Origin of the sequence: Streptomyces sp. NPDC002574 (genome assembly GCF_042889545.1) — a bacterium.
In the GTDB taxonomy this organism is placed as follows: Bacteria; Actinomycetota; Actinomycetes; order Streptomycetales; family Streptomycetaceae; genus Actinacidiphila.
The window spans coordinates 499,673-516,196 of sequence record NZ_JBIARB010000008.1; the positions used below are offsets into that span (position 1 = coordinate 499,673).

Here is a 16,524-nt window from a genome sequence, read left to right on the forward strand (position 1 = left end):
TGCCCCCATGCGCGGGGGTTCGCGCCGCCGGGCGGGGGCATCCTCCGGTGAGGAGCCGAAGGGGGTCGGGTCATGCACGGACCACCGCTGGTGGCCTGGCTGCTCGTGGCGCTGGGAGCGGCCACGGCCGCCTACTGCCTGGTACGCACACGGCCGGGCCGCCCGGGTACGACACCGTTGGAACGCGGGCAGCGGAGTGCGGCGCGTGCCGAGGCGCTGATGGGCGTCGGCATGGCGGTGATGGCGGTACCGGTGTCGGTCCTGGACCAGCCGCCGTGGGCGGCCGCCGGGCTCGCGCTGGTCTTCGGTGCGGCCGCGGTGCGGTCGCTGCTGCTGGCACGGCGGAGCGCGCATCATCTGCACCACGCGGTGGGCGCGGTCGCGATGGTCTACATGGCGGCCGCGATGGAGGGTGCGGGCGGGTCGGCGCACGCGGGGCACGGCGCGATGGGCGCGCCTTTGCTCACCGGACTGCTGCTGGTGTACTTCGCGGTCTATGTGCTGGCCAGGGGCGTGCGCCTGGTGTCCGTTCCGGTCGCGTCGGCGACCGGGGCGGCAGGGGCGACGGGGCCGGTCGCGGTGCGGCACGCGCCCGAGCTCGCGTCGGCGTGCCGGGTGTCGATGGCGATCGGGATGTTCGCGATGCTCCTGACGCTGTGACGCCCGTGAGGCGTACGTCACTTTAGGGCGCGGCGGCGTACCGGGGGGCCGCGGCGCCCTCATAGTGTGGCGCCATGACGGTCCCGTTGGTGCTGCTGCTGCTCGGTGTGACGGCGGCGGCCACGGCGCCGCGACTGCTGACCCGGGCCGGATGGCCGGAACGTGAACCCGTCCTGGCCCTGTGGGTGTGGCAGTGCGTGGTCGGCGCTGTACTCCTGTGCTGCTTCCTGGCGATGGCGCTGAGCGCGTCCGCCGCCTGGGAGTGGCTGCGCGGCGGGCTGTTCGCGTTCGCGCCGCACGGGGTCGTGGAGGCGTACGGGCTGTCCGACTACGGCCCCTGGGCGGGGTACCTGGCCGTCCTGCTGGCCGCCGGCGGCGCCTGGACGGGCGCCATGCTGGCCCGCGAGATCCGTACGGCACGCTCCCGGCAGCGCCGGCGGCGCGCCGAACTGCGCGTCCGTTCGCCGCGGCTGCCCGGCGAGGCGGCGGCCTCCGGCGAGCGGCTGGTGGTCCTGGAGGACGAGCGCCCGGAGGCCTGGTGGCTGGCCGGGCAGCGCCCCCAACTGGTCATCACCACGGGCGCGCTGCGCCGCCTGAAGGGGCGTCAGCTCGACGCGGTCCTCGCGCACGAGCAGGGCCACGCCCGGGCCCGGCACGACGTTCTCCTGCACTGCGCGGGCGCGCTGGCGGCCGGCTTCCCGCAGGTCCCGGTCTTCGCGGACTTCCGCCACCAGGTGCACCACCTGATCGAACTGGCCGCCGACGACATCGCCTCACGCCGCTTCGGAGGGCTCACGACAGCCCTCGCCCTGGTGGAACTCAACGAGGACCGCGGGGTGTTCGGCCCCGGCTCCGCCCCGCACGGCCATCTGCCCGGCCGGGTCAGCAGGCTGCTCGACCCGGCGCCGCGGCTGACCCGGCTCGGCCGCGCGCAGGCCACCGCGTGCGCCCTGCTCATCCCGTTCGTACCCCTGCTCGTCGCGTTCGGCCCCGGAATCGGCGCCCTGACGTAATCTCGGGCGCATGCACGCCCCGCCCGCCCCCGCCGTCACCCGGGGCGGCGGCCCGCGCGCCGTGTGCCTGCGGTACTGCGCCGCGACGGCCGCCGTCTTCCTGCTGCTCCTCGCGCTCGTGGCGGGTCGGTGGGGCCCGCTGACGGCCACCGACCGGCGCATCGTCGTCGCGTTCCACTCCTTCGGGGTCGTTCACCCCGGCTGGACACGGGTCAACCGGGTGCTGTCGGACGCGGTCTGGGACCCCTCGACCATGCGCGCCCTGCTCGCCGTCTGCCTGCTGTGGCTGTTGTGGCGGCGGGCCGGGCGGCAGGCGCTGTGGCTCGGCGTCTGCGGCATCCTGGGCTGGGTCCTCCAGCAGGCCGTGAAGGCCGCCGTGGGACGCCCCCGGCCCCACTGGCCGGATCCCCTCGCCACGGCGGCCTACGCGGCGTTCCCGTCGGGTCACGCCATGACGGCCGCCATCAGCTGCGGCGCCCTGCTGTGGCTGTTCCTCCTGCGCTGCCCCCGGGCCGGGACCCCGTGGCGGGCCGCCGCCTGGGCCCTTGCCGCGGTCTCGGTCATCGGCGTCGGCCTCACCCGGATCTACCTGGGCGTGCACTGGCCCAGCGACGTCGTCGGCGGCTGGCTGCTGGGAGCGGCCGTGCTCACGGGGACCGCGGCGCTCTGCGAGCCCTGGCGCACGTCGGCGCCGCGGACGCCGCGGGGACGCCGGGACGTCTGACGCGGCGGGCGGCGTCCTTCGCGCCTACCGTGGGAAGAGGAAGGGGCGGGCACACGGCCTCGGTCGGAGGGCGCCCGCGGTCCCGACGTCAGGGAGCACGACATGTCGCGCGAATCCAACATCTCCATCCTGGAGCACTTCGGCTCGGCGGTGAACGACGGCCGGCTGGACGAGATCGACTCCTATGTGGCGCCCGCCTCGGTCGACCACGACCCGGCGCCGGGGCAGGTCGCGGGTCCGGAGGGCTACGAGGAGATGTTCGCCGCGATGCGGACGGCCTTCCCCGATCTGCACATCGACGTCGAGCACGTCCTGGCCACCGACAACGAGGTCGCCTTCGCCTACACCATCACGGGGACCCACCTCGGCGAGCTGATGGGGCACCCGCCGACCGGCCGGACGGTGAGCTACCGGGGCATGCAGATCAGCCGCGTCGAGGACGGCAAGCTCGTCGAACGCTGGGGCAGCAGCGACGAACTCGGCATGCTGCGGCAGCTCGGCCTCGTCGACTGAAGCCGCGGGACGGCAACCGGCCGGCAAGCCGCGGTTCGGCCCCGCGTGGCCGCCCGGTGATGTCTCCGCGGGGCGGGTCGGGGAGGATGCCGGGCATGACCATCAAGGGATTCATGTTCGACTTCTCCGGCACGCTCCTGCGCGTGGAGCCGACGGAGAGCTGGCTGCGCACGGTCGTGACGGAGCGCGGCATCCCGCTCGGGGAGGCCGAGTTGGCGGCGTACACGGAGCGCCTGGAGCGGGTCGGCGCGCTGCCGGGCGGCGTGGCGGGCGAGCACGTGCCCGCGCACCTGGCCGAGGTCTGGGGCGAGCGCGACCTGTCGGCCGACCACCACAGGGCCGCGTACACCGGCCTCGCGCGGGAGGCCGGGCTGCCGTGGGACAGCGCCGATGGCATCTACGACGCGCTGTACGAGCGGCACATGCGGCCGGAGGCCTGGACGCCGTACCCGGACACCGCGGAAGTGCTTGGTGAGCTGCGGCGGCGCGGAGTGCCGGTGGCCGTGGTGAGCAACATCGGGTGGGACCTGCGGCCTGTCTTCCGCGCGCACGGACTGGACGGTTTGGTGGACGTGTTCGTGCTGAGTTACGAGCACGGGGTGCAGAAGCCCGACCCGCGGTTGTTCGGGATCGCCTGCGAGGCGCTGGGACTGCCGCCGGAGCGCGTCGCCATGGTGGGCGACGACCGGCGGGCGGACGGCGGCGCCGCGGCACTGGGGTGCACGGTGCGTCTGGTGGATCATCTGCCGGTGCGGCAGCGCCCGGCGGGTCTGCTGCCGGTACTGGAACTGACCGACTGACCTGGTCGAGCCGTGACCCGGCGGTCCCCCGCGCCGTCGGGTCACGGCTCTGCCCCGCGTCCTCGCACGGGCACGACGCCCACGCGAGTCCGGCTCCGAGTACATTGGCCCGGAGCCAGTCAACGCAGGAGTAAAGCATGTCCCCTCGGCGACCGTCGGTCAACGAAGAGATGCGGCGCCGTTCACGGGAACGGCTGCTGCGGGCGACCGTCGAGCTCGTCGAGGAACGCGGCTACGAGGCCACGACCCTCGGCGACATCGCCGACCGGGCCGGTACGGCGCGCGGGCTGGTCTCGTACTACTTCCCGGGCAAGCGCCAGTTGCTGCAGTCGGCCGCCCACCGCCTGATGCACACCGAGCTGTCCGCGGCGCTGGAGCGGCAACCGGCGTCCGCCGACGGACGCGAGCTGCTGGCCCGGGCGATCGACAGCGTGCTGGGACTGCCGGGGCGGTTCCCCGTGCTGATGCGCGCCCATATGGCCGGCATCCTGCAGACGGCGGGCTTCAGCGAGTGCGCCGAGCGGCAGCGCCTGGCCGAACTGCTGCGCGGCGCCGTCGAGGCGTGGGGCTCCCCCCACCCCGAGCACGACTACCGCATGCTGCGGGCGCAGTTGATGGGCGGGGTCTTCGCCCAGCTGATCCCGGGTGCGGCGATGCCGCTCCCCCATCTGCGGGGCGATCTCTTCCGGCGTTACGGGCTGGACTGGGAGCTCGGCGTGCCGCCGGACGGCCCCGAAGGACTGCCGCCCGGCGGCACGCCACTGCCTGACGCCGCTCAGCGGTAGTCGGGCTGGGTCTGCACGTTGAGCTCGGCGAGCCGGATGCCGCGGGCGCTGTCGGTGCGCCGGTCGGAGATCCGCAGGACGTCGAAGCCCTTGGCGATGTCGTTCGAGTAGATGTAGCCGTTGTAGTAGTACGCGCTCCACGATCCGCCGAGCACGAGCGTGTCGGTGGACAGCGGGCCGCGCTCGAAGAAGCCGATCTCGCGGGGGTGCGAGGAGTCGGTGAAGTCCCAGACGGACAGGCCGCCCTGGTACCAGGCCTGGACCATGATGTCGCGGCCCTTGGCCGGGATCAGCGAGCCGTTGTGCGCGACGCAGTTCTCGGTGTCCGCCTGCTGGCGCGGGATCTTGTAGTAGCTGCGGAAGACGAACTTGAGGTGACCGTGCTTGCGGACGATGTCGTAGATGCCGTCGGCGCCGCGCTGCGGACCGATCAGCGCGTTGCACTCGGCGCCGCCGCCACCGCCGAGCTCGTCGGTGAAGACGACCTTGGTACCGCGCTCGTTGAAGGTCGCCGAGTGCCAGAACGAGAAGTTGACGTTGTCCTGGACCCGGTCGATGACCTTCGGGCGCACGGGGTCGGAGATGTCCATCAGGATGCCGTCACCCATGCACGCGCCCGCGGCGAGCCCCAGCTTGGGGAAGGCCGTGATGTCGTGGCAGCCGGTCGTCTCGCTCACCCGCGCCTGGGTGTCGGTGGGCGGGATACCGGGATTGCCGCCGTCCGGGAAGAGGACGGGGAAGCCGGCGAGCGCGGCGCGCTCGGGGTGCGAGCGGGGGATCTTCACGACGGAGATGCCGTCGTGCGGGGGCTGGCAGTCCGGGAAGGACGCGCTCGGCGCGTACGAGGAGACGTACACGAACAGGTCGCGCTTGGCCGGCACCAGGGTGTGCGTGTGGGAGCCGCAGTTGGTCTCGACGGCGGCGACGTAGCGCGGGTTGGCCTTGTCGCTGATGTCGAAGACCTTGATGCCCTCCCAGGAGGACTTCTCACTGGCGGGCTGGGTCGCGCTCGCGCAGGAGTCGTCCGAGCGCGAGGAGTCCGTGGACAGCACCAGCAGGTTCCCGGACACCGAGATGTCGTTCTGCGAACCCGGGCACAGGACCTGGCTGACGACCTTGGGGCTGCTGGGGCGGCTGATGTCGTAGATGACGAAGCCGTCGTAGTTGCCGGCGAAGGCGTACCTGCCCTGGAAGGCCAGGTCGCTGTTGAAGCCGGCCAGGGACTGCTTGGGGATGTTCACCAGGTGGTCGACGTTGGCGCTGGTGACGACCTCGTCAACACCGGGTATCGCGCCGTCGGCGGTCGCCGGCGCCGCGGCCGCGAGGCCGAACAGCATGACCGCCGCGGCCACGAGGGCCGCCAGGCGTCTGGGGCGGGCGGGGGAAGTACCTAAACGCGTCACCGCGTCCTCCAAGGTGTCCGGTCAAGATGAAACGATGAAACGACCAAGCCGAAGTATGCTCTTTTCATGCTCGCGTCAAAAGATGCACAATGAGGCAGTGCTCGCTACCCGCCGTGCAGTACTAGCGCTGCTTCCGCTGTCCCTGGCCGCCTCGACGCTCCTGCTGACCGGCTGCGACGGGGGTGGTGGCGGCGGAGCCGGACCGGCCGCTCCGTCGGTCATCGCCCCGGGCCGGCCCGGTGAGGACGCGGCCACCCTGTCCGCGGACGAGGCCGCCAAGGCCAGACCGGACGACACCCCCAACACCGCGGACCTGTCCTACACGGCGAACATGATCGCCCACCACGAGCAGGCGCTGGTCATGACCGCGTACGCGGACACCCGCGCGTCCGGCACCAAGGTGCGCGCCCTGGCCGCCCGGATCGACGCCGCCCAGGGCCCGGAGATCAGGACCATGACCGCCTGGCTCAAGGAGAACGGCGGCGCGTCGCCCGCCGCCGGCCACGACCACGACCACGCGTCGATGCCGGGCATGGCGACCCCCGCGCAGCTGGCCGCATTGCGCGCCGCCCGGGGCCCGGCCTTCGACCGGCTCTTCCTCCGGCTGATGATCGCCCACCACGAAGGGGCGGTGACCATGGCGACGGAGGTGCTGTCCGAGGGACGCAACGTCCAGGTCGGCGAATGGGCGAGCGAGGTGATCGCGCAGCAGACCGCGGAGATCGGCCGGATGAGGTCCTTGACCTGACATCGCGCGCCGCGACACGGCTGCGCCGGCCTGCCCGGGCCGGTGCCCGGTGCGATGCTGGGAAGTGCCCGGCCGCTCCGGCCGTCGCCTCGACGAGGAGGAGGCGCCTGTGCTTCGCATCGCCGTCGTCGGATCTGGTCCCAGCGGGGTGTACACGGCGGAGGCCCTGGCCCGCCAGGAGGCCGTACCGCAGGTCGCGGTGGACGTCCTGGACCGGCTCCCCTGCCCGTACGGCCTGGTCAGGTACGGTGTGGCACCCGACCACGAGAAGATCAAATCCCTGCAGGGCAATCTGCGGCGGGTCCTGGAGGACCCGCGGATCCGCTTCCTGGGCAATGTGACGGCGGGCGGCCCCGGGCTGCCCCCCGAACGCATGCTGGAGCTCTACCACGCGGTGGTCTACTGCGTGGGTGCCGCCACCGACCGCCACCTCGGCGTCCCCGGCGAGGACCTCCCCGGCAGCTTCTCCGCGACGCGATTCGTGTCCTGGTACAGCGCGCACCCGGACGAGGCCCCCGACGAGTTCCTGCTCAGCGCGCGGTCCGCCGTCGTCGTCGGCGTCGGCAACGTCGCCGTGGACGTCGCCCGCATCCTGGCACGCGGCGCGGCCGAGCTGCGCCGCACCGACGTCCCGGAGGAGGCCCTGCGCGCGCTGGAGAAGAGCCGGGTCACGGACGTCCACATGGTCGGCAGGCGCGGCCCGTCGCAGGCGAAATTCACCACCAAGGAGCTGCGCGAACTGGGCGCCCTGGCCGACGCGGACGTGCTCGTGCGGGAGGACGAGCTCGCGCTCGATCCCGCGTACGCCGATCCGCAGGCCCTGCCCGCGGTGGCCCGGCGCAATGTCGAGGTGCTGCGCGACTGGGCCGGGCGCCTGCCCGCCGGGCACCGGCGCCGCATCCATCTGCGCTTCTTCCTGCGGCCCGCCGCACTGCTCGGCGAGGACAAGGTGGCCGGCGTGCGCTTCGAGCGGACGCTGCCCGACGGACAGGGCGGAGTGCGGGGCAGCGGCGCGTTCGAGGACATCGACGCGCAACTGGTGCTGCGCTCGGTCGGCTACCGCGGTGTGGCCATGGAAGGGCTTCCCTTCGACGAGGCACTGGGCATCGTCCCCAACGAGGAGGGCCGGGTGCTGCGGGACGGCGGGCGGTCGCCGGGCGAGTACGTGGCCGGGTGGATCAAGCGCGGGCCGACCGGCGTGATCGGCACCAACCGGCCGTGCGCCAAGGAGACGGCCACGGCCCTGCTCGCGGACGCCGAAGCCCTGCTGGCACGCGGCGAACTGTCCGCGGACCCGCTGGAGGGACTCCGCGCGGCGGGACAGCGTCCGGTCGAGTGGACGGGCTGGGAGGCCATCGAGGCCGCGGAGGCGGCGCTCGGCCGGTCCCTGGACCGGGCGACCGTCAAGATCCCCGACTGGGCGGGCCTGTTGGCGGCCGCGGCCGGGAGCCCCGGGTGCCCCGGGTGACAGCGCGGCACCACATCGGCAATCAGCACACTGTTCACGGTCCCTAGGGACTCGGGCAGCCGTCCGGACGGCACAGCCGCTCATTCGCGCCGCGTTCGAGGAGTCCCCCATGGCGACGACGTCACGCCCGCCCGTCCACCCCGTGGACGAGGTCCTGCCCCCCGCCCGGCTCGCGGCGTTCGGCCTGCAGCACGTGCTGGCGATGTACGCGGGCGCGGTCGCGGTGCCGCTCATCGTGGGCGGCGCACTGAAGCTGTCTCCGGCCGACCTCGCGTACCTGATCACGGCGGACCTGCTGGTCTGCGGTATCGCCACGCTGCTGCAGTGCGTCGGCTGGTGGCGCTTCGGCGTGCGGTTGCCGATCATGCAGGGCTGCACCTTCGCCGCGGTCTCCCCCATGGTGCTGATCGGCCAGGACGGCGGACTGCCCGCGATCTACGGCTCGGTGATCGTCGCGGGGCTGGCGATGGTCCTGCTGGCCCCCGTCTTCGGACGGCTGCTGCGCTTCTTCCCGCCCGTGGTGACCGGCACCGTGATCCTGGTCATCGGGCTGAGCCTGCTGCCGGTGGCGGGCAACTGGGTGGCGGGCGGGGCCGGTTCCGCGGACTTCGGGGCGCCGCGCAACATCGGTCTCGCGGCAGCCGTGCTGCTCGCGATCCTGCTGATCCAGCGTTTCGCACCGGACGTGCTCGCCCGGGTCGCCGTGCTCGCCGGCATCGTCGCGGGCACGGCGGCGGCCGTGCCGCTCGGCTTCACCGACTTCGGCGCGGTGGGAGACGCGGACTGGCTCGGCATCAGCACCCCGTTCCACTTCGGCACTCCCACCTTCCAGGGCGCCGCCGTGGTCGCCATGCTCGTCGTCGCGCTGGTGACGATGACCGAGACGACCGGGGACATCATCGCCGTCGGCGAACTGACCGGTCGCAGGGCCGAGCCCGGCCGGCTCGCGGACGGGCTGCGCGCGGACGGCGTCTCCACCGTGCTGGGCGGGGTCTTCAACACCTTCCCGTACACCGCCTACGCGCAGAACGTGGGCCTGGTGGGACTGACCCGGGTGCGCAGCCGGTGGGTGGTGGCCACGGCGGGCGGCATCCTGGTCCTGCTCGGGCTGCTGCCGAAGCTGGGCGCGGTGGTCGCCGCGATCCCGGCACCCGTGCTGGGCGGCGCGGGACTGGTCATGTTCGGCACGGTGGCCGCGAGCGGACTGCGCACGCTGGCCACCGTGGACTTCCACGGCACCGCCAACCTGATGGTCGTCGCGGTGTCGCTGGGGGTGGGGCTGCTGCCGGTGGGTGTGCCCACGGTGTACGAACGGTTCCCCGACTGGTTCCGGACGATCATGGACAGCGGCATCAGCGCGGGCTGCGTCACCGCGATCGCGCTCAACCTGCTCTTCAACCACTGGCCGGCCGGCGGCAGAGAGCGAGCGGCCGGCGAGCCCGCGGAACGCGGCGCGTAGGAGACAGAAGACGGACCGGGGTCCCCGGCCGGTGGTGACACCGGCCGGGGACCCCTTCACGCGATCGGTCCGCGTCAGCCGTCGGACTCCGCCGACGGGATGTAGGCGCCCGGCACGTCGTCCGGCGTGTGGATCGTGCTCTCGCCGGGGTAGGGCGTCTTCCAGTTGTGCGTCTGGTACCACGTGAAGTGGTCCATCTGCGCGGGGTTGGCGAAGTCGGGAACGGCGTTGGGTCCGGTCAGCCGCTGCTTGGACTTCCACACGTCCCACTGCGCGGCGAGTGCCCGCTTGTCGGCCGGCACCTGCGCCGACGTCGGCGCGGGCGCCGCCTCGGGGTCCTGCGGCGCAGGGGTGTCCGGGCCACAGGAGGGCTGGGTGCTCAGGCCGAGGGTCAGCGAGGTCCGGTTGGGCAGCGTGGTGAACGGCGTGTAGTCGGGCTTCTTGGTGAACGCCGTGGCCATCGGGGTGGCCGCGCTGTCCTTCTGGTTCATCGGGTCGATCCCGAGGATCTGCTCGATGGTGCGGATCATGGTGATCTGCGAGTAGAAGCGGTTGTCGACGGCGCCGTGCTGGGCCCAGGGGCTGATGATCTGGATCGGGGCACGGTGGCCGTCGACGTGGTCGAGGCCCGCCTGCGAGTCGTCCTCGACCACGAAGACGGCCGAGTCCTTCCAGTACGGGCTGTGCGAGATCGTGTCGACCATCCGGCCGACCGCGAGGTCGTTGTCCGCGACCTGCGCCGCCGCGTTGGCCGGACCACCGGTGTGGTCGTTGGAGAGCCAGAACATGTTCAGGTTCGCAGGGCCGTCCTTCTCGAAGTCCTGCTCCCAGATCTGCTCCTTGTAGATGTCCGGGACGCTGGTGTCGAACAACGGGAAGCCGGGCACCGACACCTTGTTGAGCGACGGGATCGCCGAGCCCGTCTGAATCGGGTAGGCGGTCTTCGCCCCCGTCGCCTGCATGTTCTTGGTGTCGCAGTACAGGTTCTGCCAGGTCGCGCCGGCCGGCTTGCTCTCCACCGACTGGAACTCGCCGAAGTCCTTCACCGACTTGCCGGCCGCCTGGGCGCCGGTCCAGATGAAGCCGGACTTCTGGTGGCCGAGAGCGTCGTTCTCGGTGTCGTAGCTGCGCGTGTACTCGCCGGCCGAGGACTCGGTGTACTCCGGGTCGTCGGCCTGCATCAGCCAGTTGTGGCCCTCGGCGGAGTTCGTACCGATGTCGTACGTGTTGTCGTACAGCCCGAACTGCTCGGCCAGCGCGTGCTGGTTCGGCGTCACGTTCTCGCCGAACTGCGTCAGCGACGGGTCACCGATGCCCTGCGGCATGTCACCGAAGACCTGGTCGTAGGTCCGGTTCTCCTTGACGATCAGGAAGACGTGCTTGATCGTCGAGGGGTCGCCGAGCCGCGCGGGGACCGGCACCGGCTTCTTGTGGCTCTTGCCCTTGCCCTTGGCCGACGTGACCGAACCGCGGGTCCAGCCGTTCTGCCGGAACACCTTGGCGGTCTCGGACCTGATGACGCTGTCGTACGGCAGCGTGAACTGCGTCAGGCTCGACGTCGTGTCGTGGGTACCGTGTCCGGCGCTGCCGGTGGGGCGGCGGGCGTCGATACCGCGGGTGTTGGAGACGACCACCTTCTTGCCCACGGTGGTGATCTCCGCGGGGAAGTAGTCCGTCGGCAGAAGGCCCACGTAACTGGCGGGCTCCTGCGCGGACTTGTACCGGTACACGGCGACCGCGTTGGCCCGGCCGAGCGTCACCAGCAGGTGCCCGTCGTCAGTGAGCGTCACCGCGTCGGGCTCGTAGCCCACGGACGCCTCCGGCCACGGCTGGGTGGCGATGGTCTGCACGACCTTGTTCTTGCGGGTGTCGATGACCGACACGTTGTTGTCGGCGGTGTTGGTCACGAACACCACGCCGTTCTTGGCGTACACCGCGGTCGGGTGCAGACCGACGTCGATGCTCCCGACGGCGGCGGACGCGTCCGAGAGGTCGATGACGCTGACCGTGCCGCTGGTGGTGGCACCGGTGTCCGGGTCGGCGGGCACCTGGGTGCCGTAGGAATTGATGGTGGTGTCGCCGGGCTTCGCCGGGCGCCCGCCCTCGTTGCTGACGTAGAGCTTGTTGCCGACCATGGCCATGCCACGAGGGGCGTTGCCCACCGCCCAGGTCCGCTTGACGGTCCCGGTCGCCGCGTCGATGGCGACCACGCGGTTCTGTCCGTTGACCGCCGAGTACACGGTGGAGCCGTCTGCGGAGAACACCGCCGCGCCCACCAGCGCCTGCTTGGAGCCGTCGGCCGCGATGGCGACGGCCGTCGGGTTGGCCAGCGTGCCGTCCGGGTTCACCGTGAACTTGGTGTAGCCGCCTGCCTGGCCCAGCCACAGCTGCGAGCCGTCGGGCGAATAGGTCGGGCCCTCCTGGCCGACGGCACCGCTGCTGATGCGAAGGTCGTCCGCCGCGTTGGTGCCGACCTTCTGCTTCAGCTGCCCGGTCGTGAGATCCATGATGACCAGTGCCGCGTCGCCGTCGGTGACCGAGGCGGCGAGGTGGCTGCCGTCCGGGCTGACCGTGGACGACATGATCTTGCCGTCGTTGATGACGGTGCGGCTGCCGTACGGGGCGATGTACTGGTCGCTGGAGACGACCTGACCGTCGTGGGTGGTCTGGCCGACCTGCTGGGTGCCGAACTGGCCCGTCTGGGCAACGGCGGTGCCCGTGACGGCGAGAGCGACCGCGATTCCGGCCGTCACCACGGTGGCCCGGCGGCCGACACGCCTGCCGAGAATGTTGATCTGTTCCTTCTCGGCAATCCGACGCTGTCGTGTTACCTGCATGGAACTATCCCTTCGAGGAGTCGAGCAGTTCGACATTGCCGTCGAACTGCCACAGCGGGTTCGGCACGTCACCTGTCCCGGTGCGCACCAGGAAGTAGCCGTTGACTTCCTTCGGTCCATCGCCATCGGCCATGAACCGCCCGTCTGCGGTGATGTCGAGTTGGTAGATGGCCGACCCCGCGGCCTGAACCCCGGGGAGATGCCAGGAGACGACGCAGCGCCAGTCGTTGCCCGGTCCCTCGGGGGTGACCCGGGAACTGCCCTTGTCGCACGTCGCCGTCGCCTTGAGCTGCGCTTCGGTGACAGCGGGCCGGTTGAGCTGCCGGGTCTGCATGCGGTAGAGGTGCGCGAATGCCGTGGCGACCGAGCGCTGCACCTTTTCCTGCTCGATCCCGGTCCCGGTGGCTCCGGTCGACACGGCGACGACCGGGACCGTCACCGCGAACAGGGCGACGAGCGGCAGCAGCCCGACGGTGGCCGCGCGGCGCCCCGAGCCGTCGTAGTTGACGTTGGTGAAGTCGCGCCGCAGGAAGAGCACGTAGGCCAGCAGCGTCGCGAGCACCGCCCACACCAGGCTGACCACCACGCCGATCAGCAGAGGACCCAGCTGTTCCGGGGTGGTGAACAGACCGTTCCAGGAGATGTAGGCGTAGCCGGGCAGGGCGAGGCGCACGGAGACGGGCAGCGGCAGCATCTGGGCGAGCTGCATCACGAGCGCGACCAGGGTGGGCAGCAGCAGTCCCATCGGGGAGCGCCCCAGCGAGACGGATCCGAGGAGACCGATCGCGGCGAGGGCCAAGGTGGGGGCGAGAGCGCAGACCCAGGCGAGCAGCACCCTGACGGCGGTGTCCCCTGGTGCCAGCAGATGTCCGTCCAGGCCGACCAGCGGCTGGTTGCCGACCGCCAGGAGCCCGCCGATCGTGCTGGAGACGGCCATCCCGGCCACAAGGAGCAGGATGACGGTGAGGCTTGCCAGTGCCTTCGAGACGAAGATCCGCCGGGGCGACCGGACCGCCACGAGCAGGTGGCGCCAGGTGCCGAGCCGGTCCTCGGACGCGAAGACGTCGCCGGCGACCAGCGAGGTCAGCAGCGGGAGCGCCCATGTGCCCGCGAAGCCGAGCATGACCAGGGGTCCGGCCCAGCCCGTGGCGAGCATCCAGCGACCGAAGAGGGTGTCGACGGGCAGCGTGCTCTGCTGGCCCACCGCGGCGGCGAAGAGCGCCGGCACGATCCAGCAGGCGAGGACCAGCAGCCGGATCCGCCACTGCGAAACCAGCTTGACCAGCTCGAATCGGTACCCGCGCGGCACGGTCACGCGGCGGGCGCCGACACCGTTGTCCACGGCGAGGGTCGCGGTCATCGGTCGGCCTCCTGCTGCTCGGTCAGTGCGAGGAACGCGGCTTCGAGCGGCGACACCACCGGGGCGAGCTCACGCACCGCGATGCCCGCGTGCACAAGGCGCGTCACCAGTTCGTCGAGGGCGGGCACCATCGCGCGGACGACGAGCATCCCGGCGTCCTGCCGTGTCATGACGCCGTCGACGACGCTGATCCCGGCCGTGTCGTCCGCGAGTCGGCGAGCGCCCTCCGGGTCGGAGGTCTGCAGCCGGTAGTCGAGTTCACGGTTCTCGGCGGCGAGCTTGCCGAGCGGGCCGGAGAAGACGACCCGTCCGGTGGCGATGATGGTGACCTCGGAGCACAGTGCCTCGAGGTCGTCCATGCGGTGGCTCGAGAGCACGACGCTGGTCCCGTCCGCGGCGAGCCGGGTGAGCACACCGTGCACGTGCTTCTTACCGGCCGGATCGAGGCCGTTGGACGGCTCGTCGAGCACGAGCAGCCGAGGCTTGGTGAGCAGGGAGGCGGCGAGCCCCAGCCGCTGGCGCATGCCGAGGGAGAAGCCGCGGACCCGGTCGTCGGCGACGTCGGTCAGGCCCACCTGGTCGAGTGCGTCGTCGATGCCCATCGTCCCCGCGTCGCGGCCACGGAGCGCCGCCAGCGCGGCGAGGTTCTGCCGGGCGGTCAGCGAGGGGTAGAGCCCTGGCCCGTCGACGAACCCGGCCACCCCGTCGGGGGCGTCGAGCGCGCGCCCGACCGGCGTGCCCAGGATCTCGAGTTGGCCGCTGTCGGCGACGGCCAGGCCCAGCAGGAGGCCGAGCAAGGTCGTCTTGCCGGCGCCGTTCGGTCCCACCAAGCCGTGGATCTGGCCCTGCGTCACGTCCAGGTCGATCCCGTCGAGTGCGACCACGTCGCCGAAAGACTTGGCGATCCGGCGAGCCCGGACTGCGAGGCGTGTGTCCATGAGTCCCTTCCTTCGAAAGCCCTCGGGACTTTAGGTGCGGGATACAACGCTTGGCATGGACCCGGCTGAACGTTCGCCGAAGGGATCGTCAAGGAGTGGCAAGTTGTCGACACAAGTGGCCGGGCGTCGAAGCCGGGTCCGGGCGACACCTGGACGCACGAAGTGGCACAAAGGGGGGTGGCCCGCCGGTGGCACGACCCGTGGTTCGTGCACCCGGCAGCGGGCTCACGCGGGCGCCCCGACGCCGGAGCGGATCACGAACGGCCGCATGGGCGCGGCCGGTGACGTATCAACGCTCAGACGGCTGGACGCGCGCGGGCGCGGGTGAGTACGCGTGAGCCCGGGCCGCGCCTGACCACCGGCAACTACCGACGGGTCGCCGACCGGCCCGACACGGACAGCGTCGAGCGCGCACAGGACGGCACCTGCGCGAAGTGGTGCACGGGGCGAAGATCCCTCGACGCGGAATTGCTAAGGAAGCTGCCAGTCGACCGGCTGCGCGCCCTGCTGGAGGAGGAGGTCATTGGCCCGGCTGAAGGGCCGCGAGCCGAAGAAGCCGCGATCCGCCGACATCGGGGAGGGATGGGCCGATTCGACCGCCGGCAGATTCCCGAGCAAGGGGCGGGCGTTTCGGGCGTCGCGGCCCCAGAGGATCGACACCAACGGCTTGCCGCGCGCGGCCAGGGCCCGAATGGCCTGCTCGGTCACTTCCTCCCAGCCCTTGCCGCGATGCGCGCCGGGGTTGCGGGGCGCGGTGGTCAACGCCCTGTTGAGCAGCAGGACTCCCTGCCGGGTCCACGGCGTCAGATCGCCGTTCGAAGGCCGGGGCAGGCCGAGGTCCGACTGCAGCTCCCGGTAGATGTTCTCCAGGCTCCCGGGCAGTGAACGCAGCTCCGCGGCGACGGCGAAGCTGTGCCCGATGGCCATCCCCGGGGTGGGATAGGGGTCCTGCCCGACGATCAGCACCCGCACCTCGTCGAAGGGCTGCTGGAACGCCCGCAGGACATGCTGTCCCGCCGGCAGATAGGTCCTGCCCGCCGCGATCTCCGCCCGCAGGAAGTCACCCATCGCCGCGATGCGTTCCGCCACGGGCGCGAGGGCCTCGGCCCACCTGGGCTCGACTAGTTCACTCAATGGTCGTGCTGCCACGGCCGTCACCCTACCGGCCCACAGACCCTCCCTCCCACCAGCGGCAGGACGGCCGACGGCGGGCAACCGCGACCGGATCCGCGTGACCGGGCAGCACTGAGGGCGAGCACGTGGTGCGTGCTCGCCCTCGGTCACGCCGGGTGGCGTGTCAGTCGGTGGTTCAGCCCTGCGCGGGCACGACCTGGACGGTCTTGGAGGTCGTGACCGGTGCGAGGGAGGTGTTGTCGGTGTAGGCGCGCATCGAGTCGTTGGTGACCGTCACGGTCACCGAGCCGGCCTTCAGCGCGGTCAGGATCCGGGTCTGCGGGTCGAGGATCGCGACCTTGCCCTTGCGGCGGGCGTCGTCGACGGCGTCCTGACCGGTGCCGATCGCCAGGTTCGACGAGCCGGTCCAGTGCACCGACATCGGGTAGCGCAGCGGGACCACGCGTGAACCGTTGCCCACACCCTGCGGCTGCACGATGCTGCCGGACAGCTGCGCGGTCCGGCCCGCCTCGACCGAGTCGGGGGTGTCGAGGGTGATGGACTGGGCGAAGGCACGCACGTCGGCCTGCAGCCACTGCTGGTTCGCATTGCGGTGCGAGTCGACGGACCAGTCGACCCAGCCGGTGAAGCCGCCGCGGTCCGGGGTGCCGTAGGGGTCCTTGCCCGAGGAGGGCAGCACCAT

General features: G+C 71.7%; 14 protein-coding genes and 1 pseudogene. 9 read left to right on the forward strand and 6 right to left on the reverse strand.

All coding sequences use genetic code 11. From position 1 onward, the window contains the following. Positions 1–72: 72 nt before the first annotated feature. The 6 genes from ACFYXS_RS22410 (at position 73) to ACFYXS_RS22435 (ending at position 4,495) form a co-directional block, all read left to right on the forward strand. Positions 73–660, forward strand: coding sequence for a DUF5134 domain-containing protein (locus ACFYXS_RS22410; protein WP_389250783.1), 588 nt, complete (start codon positions 73–75; stop codon positions 658–660). A 74-nt stretch (positions 661–734) separates the two neighbouring features. Continuing rightward, on the forward strand, positions 735–1,673 hold the full coding sequence (locus ACFYXS_RS22415; protein ID WP_389250785.1) for a M56 family metallopeptidase: 939 nt from the start codon (positions 735–737) through the stop codon (positions 1,671–1,673). 10 nt (positions 1,674–1,683) lie between these two features. Continuing rightward, positions 1,684–2,397, forward strand: coding sequence for a phosphatase PAP2 family protein (locus ACFYXS_RS22420; protein ID WP_389250787.1), 714 nt, complete (start codon positions 1,684–1,686; stop codon positions 2,395–2,397). 102 nt (positions 2,398–2,499) lie between these two features. After that, entirely contained in the window at positions 2,500–2,910 is a 411-nt protein-coding gene (locus ACFYXS_RS22425) for an ester cyclase (RefSeq protein WP_389250789.1), read from the forward strand. Between the two features lie 95 nt (positions 2,911–3,005). Then, positions 3,006–3,710: an HAD family hydrolase gene (locus ACFYXS_RS22430; RefSeq protein ID WP_389250791.1), complete on the forward strand. Its 705-nt coding sequence runs from the start codon at positions 3,006–3,008 to the stop codon at positions 3,708–3,710. A 137-nt stretch (positions 3,711–3,847) separates the two neighbouring features. Next, positions 3,848–4,495: a TetR/AcrR family transcriptional regulator gene (locus ACFYXS_RS22435; protein WP_389250793.1), complete on the forward strand. Its 648-nt coding sequence runs from the start codon at positions 3,848–3,850 to the stop codon at positions 4,493–4,495. On the opposite strand, the gene ACFYXS_RS22440 is transcribed toward ACFYXS_RS22435, so the two are convergent. Continuing rightward, on the reverse strand, positions 4,486–5,898 hold the full coding sequence (locus ACFYXS_RS22440) for an LVIVD repeat-containing protein (protein WP_389250795.1): 1,413 nt from the start codon (positions 5,896–5,898) through the stop codon (positions 4,486–4,488). The two genes, ACFYXS_RS22435 and ACFYXS_RS22440, sit on opposite strands and share 10 nt — an antisense overlap. A gap of 82 nt (positions 5,899–5,980) precedes the next feature. Between ACFYXS_RS22440 and ACFYXS_RS22445 the strand changes: the two genes are divergently transcribed. From ACFYXS_RS22445 to ACFYXS_RS22455, 3 genes are all read left to right on the forward strand, one after another. Further along, entirely contained in the window at positions 5,981–6,646 is a 666-nt protein-coding gene (locus ACFYXS_RS22445; protein ID WP_389250797.1) for a DUF305 domain-containing protein, read from the forward strand. 109 nt (positions 6,647–6,755) lie between these two features. Then, positions 6,756–8,114, forward strand: a complete 1,359-nt coding sequence (locus ACFYXS_RS22450; RefSeq protein ID WP_389250800.1) for an FAD-dependent oxidoreductase — start codon at positions 6,756–6,758, stop codon at positions 8,112–8,114. Between the two features lie 109 nt (positions 8,115–8,223). Beyond that, complete coding sequence (locus tag ACFYXS_RS22455; RefSeq protein WP_389250803.1) at positions 8,224–9,573, forward strand: nucleobase:cation symporter-2 family protein; 1,350 nt, start codon at positions 8,224–8,226, stop codon at positions 9,571–9,573. Between the two features lie 74 nt (positions 9,574–9,647). Here the strand turns inward: ACFYXS_RS22455 and ACFYXS_RS22460 are convergent, their stop codons facing one another. The 5 genes and pseudogenes from ACFYXS_RS22460 to ACFYXS_RS22480 form a co-directional block, all read right to left on the reverse strand. After that, positions 9,648–12,410, reverse strand: a complete 2,763-nt coding sequence (locus tag ACFYXS_RS22460; RefSeq protein ID WP_389250805.1) for a bifunctional YncE family protein/alkaline phosphatase family protein — start codon at positions 12,408–12,410, stop codon at positions 9,648–9,650. Positions 12,411–12,414: 4 nt separating this feature from the next. Further along, the gene (locus ACFYXS_RS22465) at positions 12,415–13,770 is read right to left on the reverse strand and encodes an ABC transporter permease (protein WP_389250807.1); all 1,356 of its coding nucleotides are present in this window, start codon (positions 13,768–13,770) and stop codon (positions 12,415–12,417) included. Continuing rightward, positions 13,767–14,708, reverse strand: a complete 942-nt coding sequence (locus ACFYXS_RS22470; RefSeq protein ID WP_389250809.1) for an ABC transporter ATP-binding protein — start codon at positions 14,706–14,708, stop codon at positions 13,767–13,769. The genes ACFYXS_RS22465 and ACFYXS_RS22470 overlap by 4 nt, the downstream gene beginning before the upstream one ends. 471 nt (positions 14,709–15,179) lie before the next feature. Next, on the reverse strand, positions 15,180–15,857 hold the full coding sequence (locus ACFYXS_RS22475) for a uracil-DNA glycosylase (RefSeq protein ID WP_389250811.1): 678 nt from the start codon (positions 15,855–15,857) through the stop codon (positions 15,180–15,182). 160 nt (positions 15,858–16,017) lie between these two features. Beyond that, a pseudogene (locus ACFYXS_RS22480) lies at positions 16,018–16,524 on the reverse strand (hypothetical protein); the annotation flags it as partial.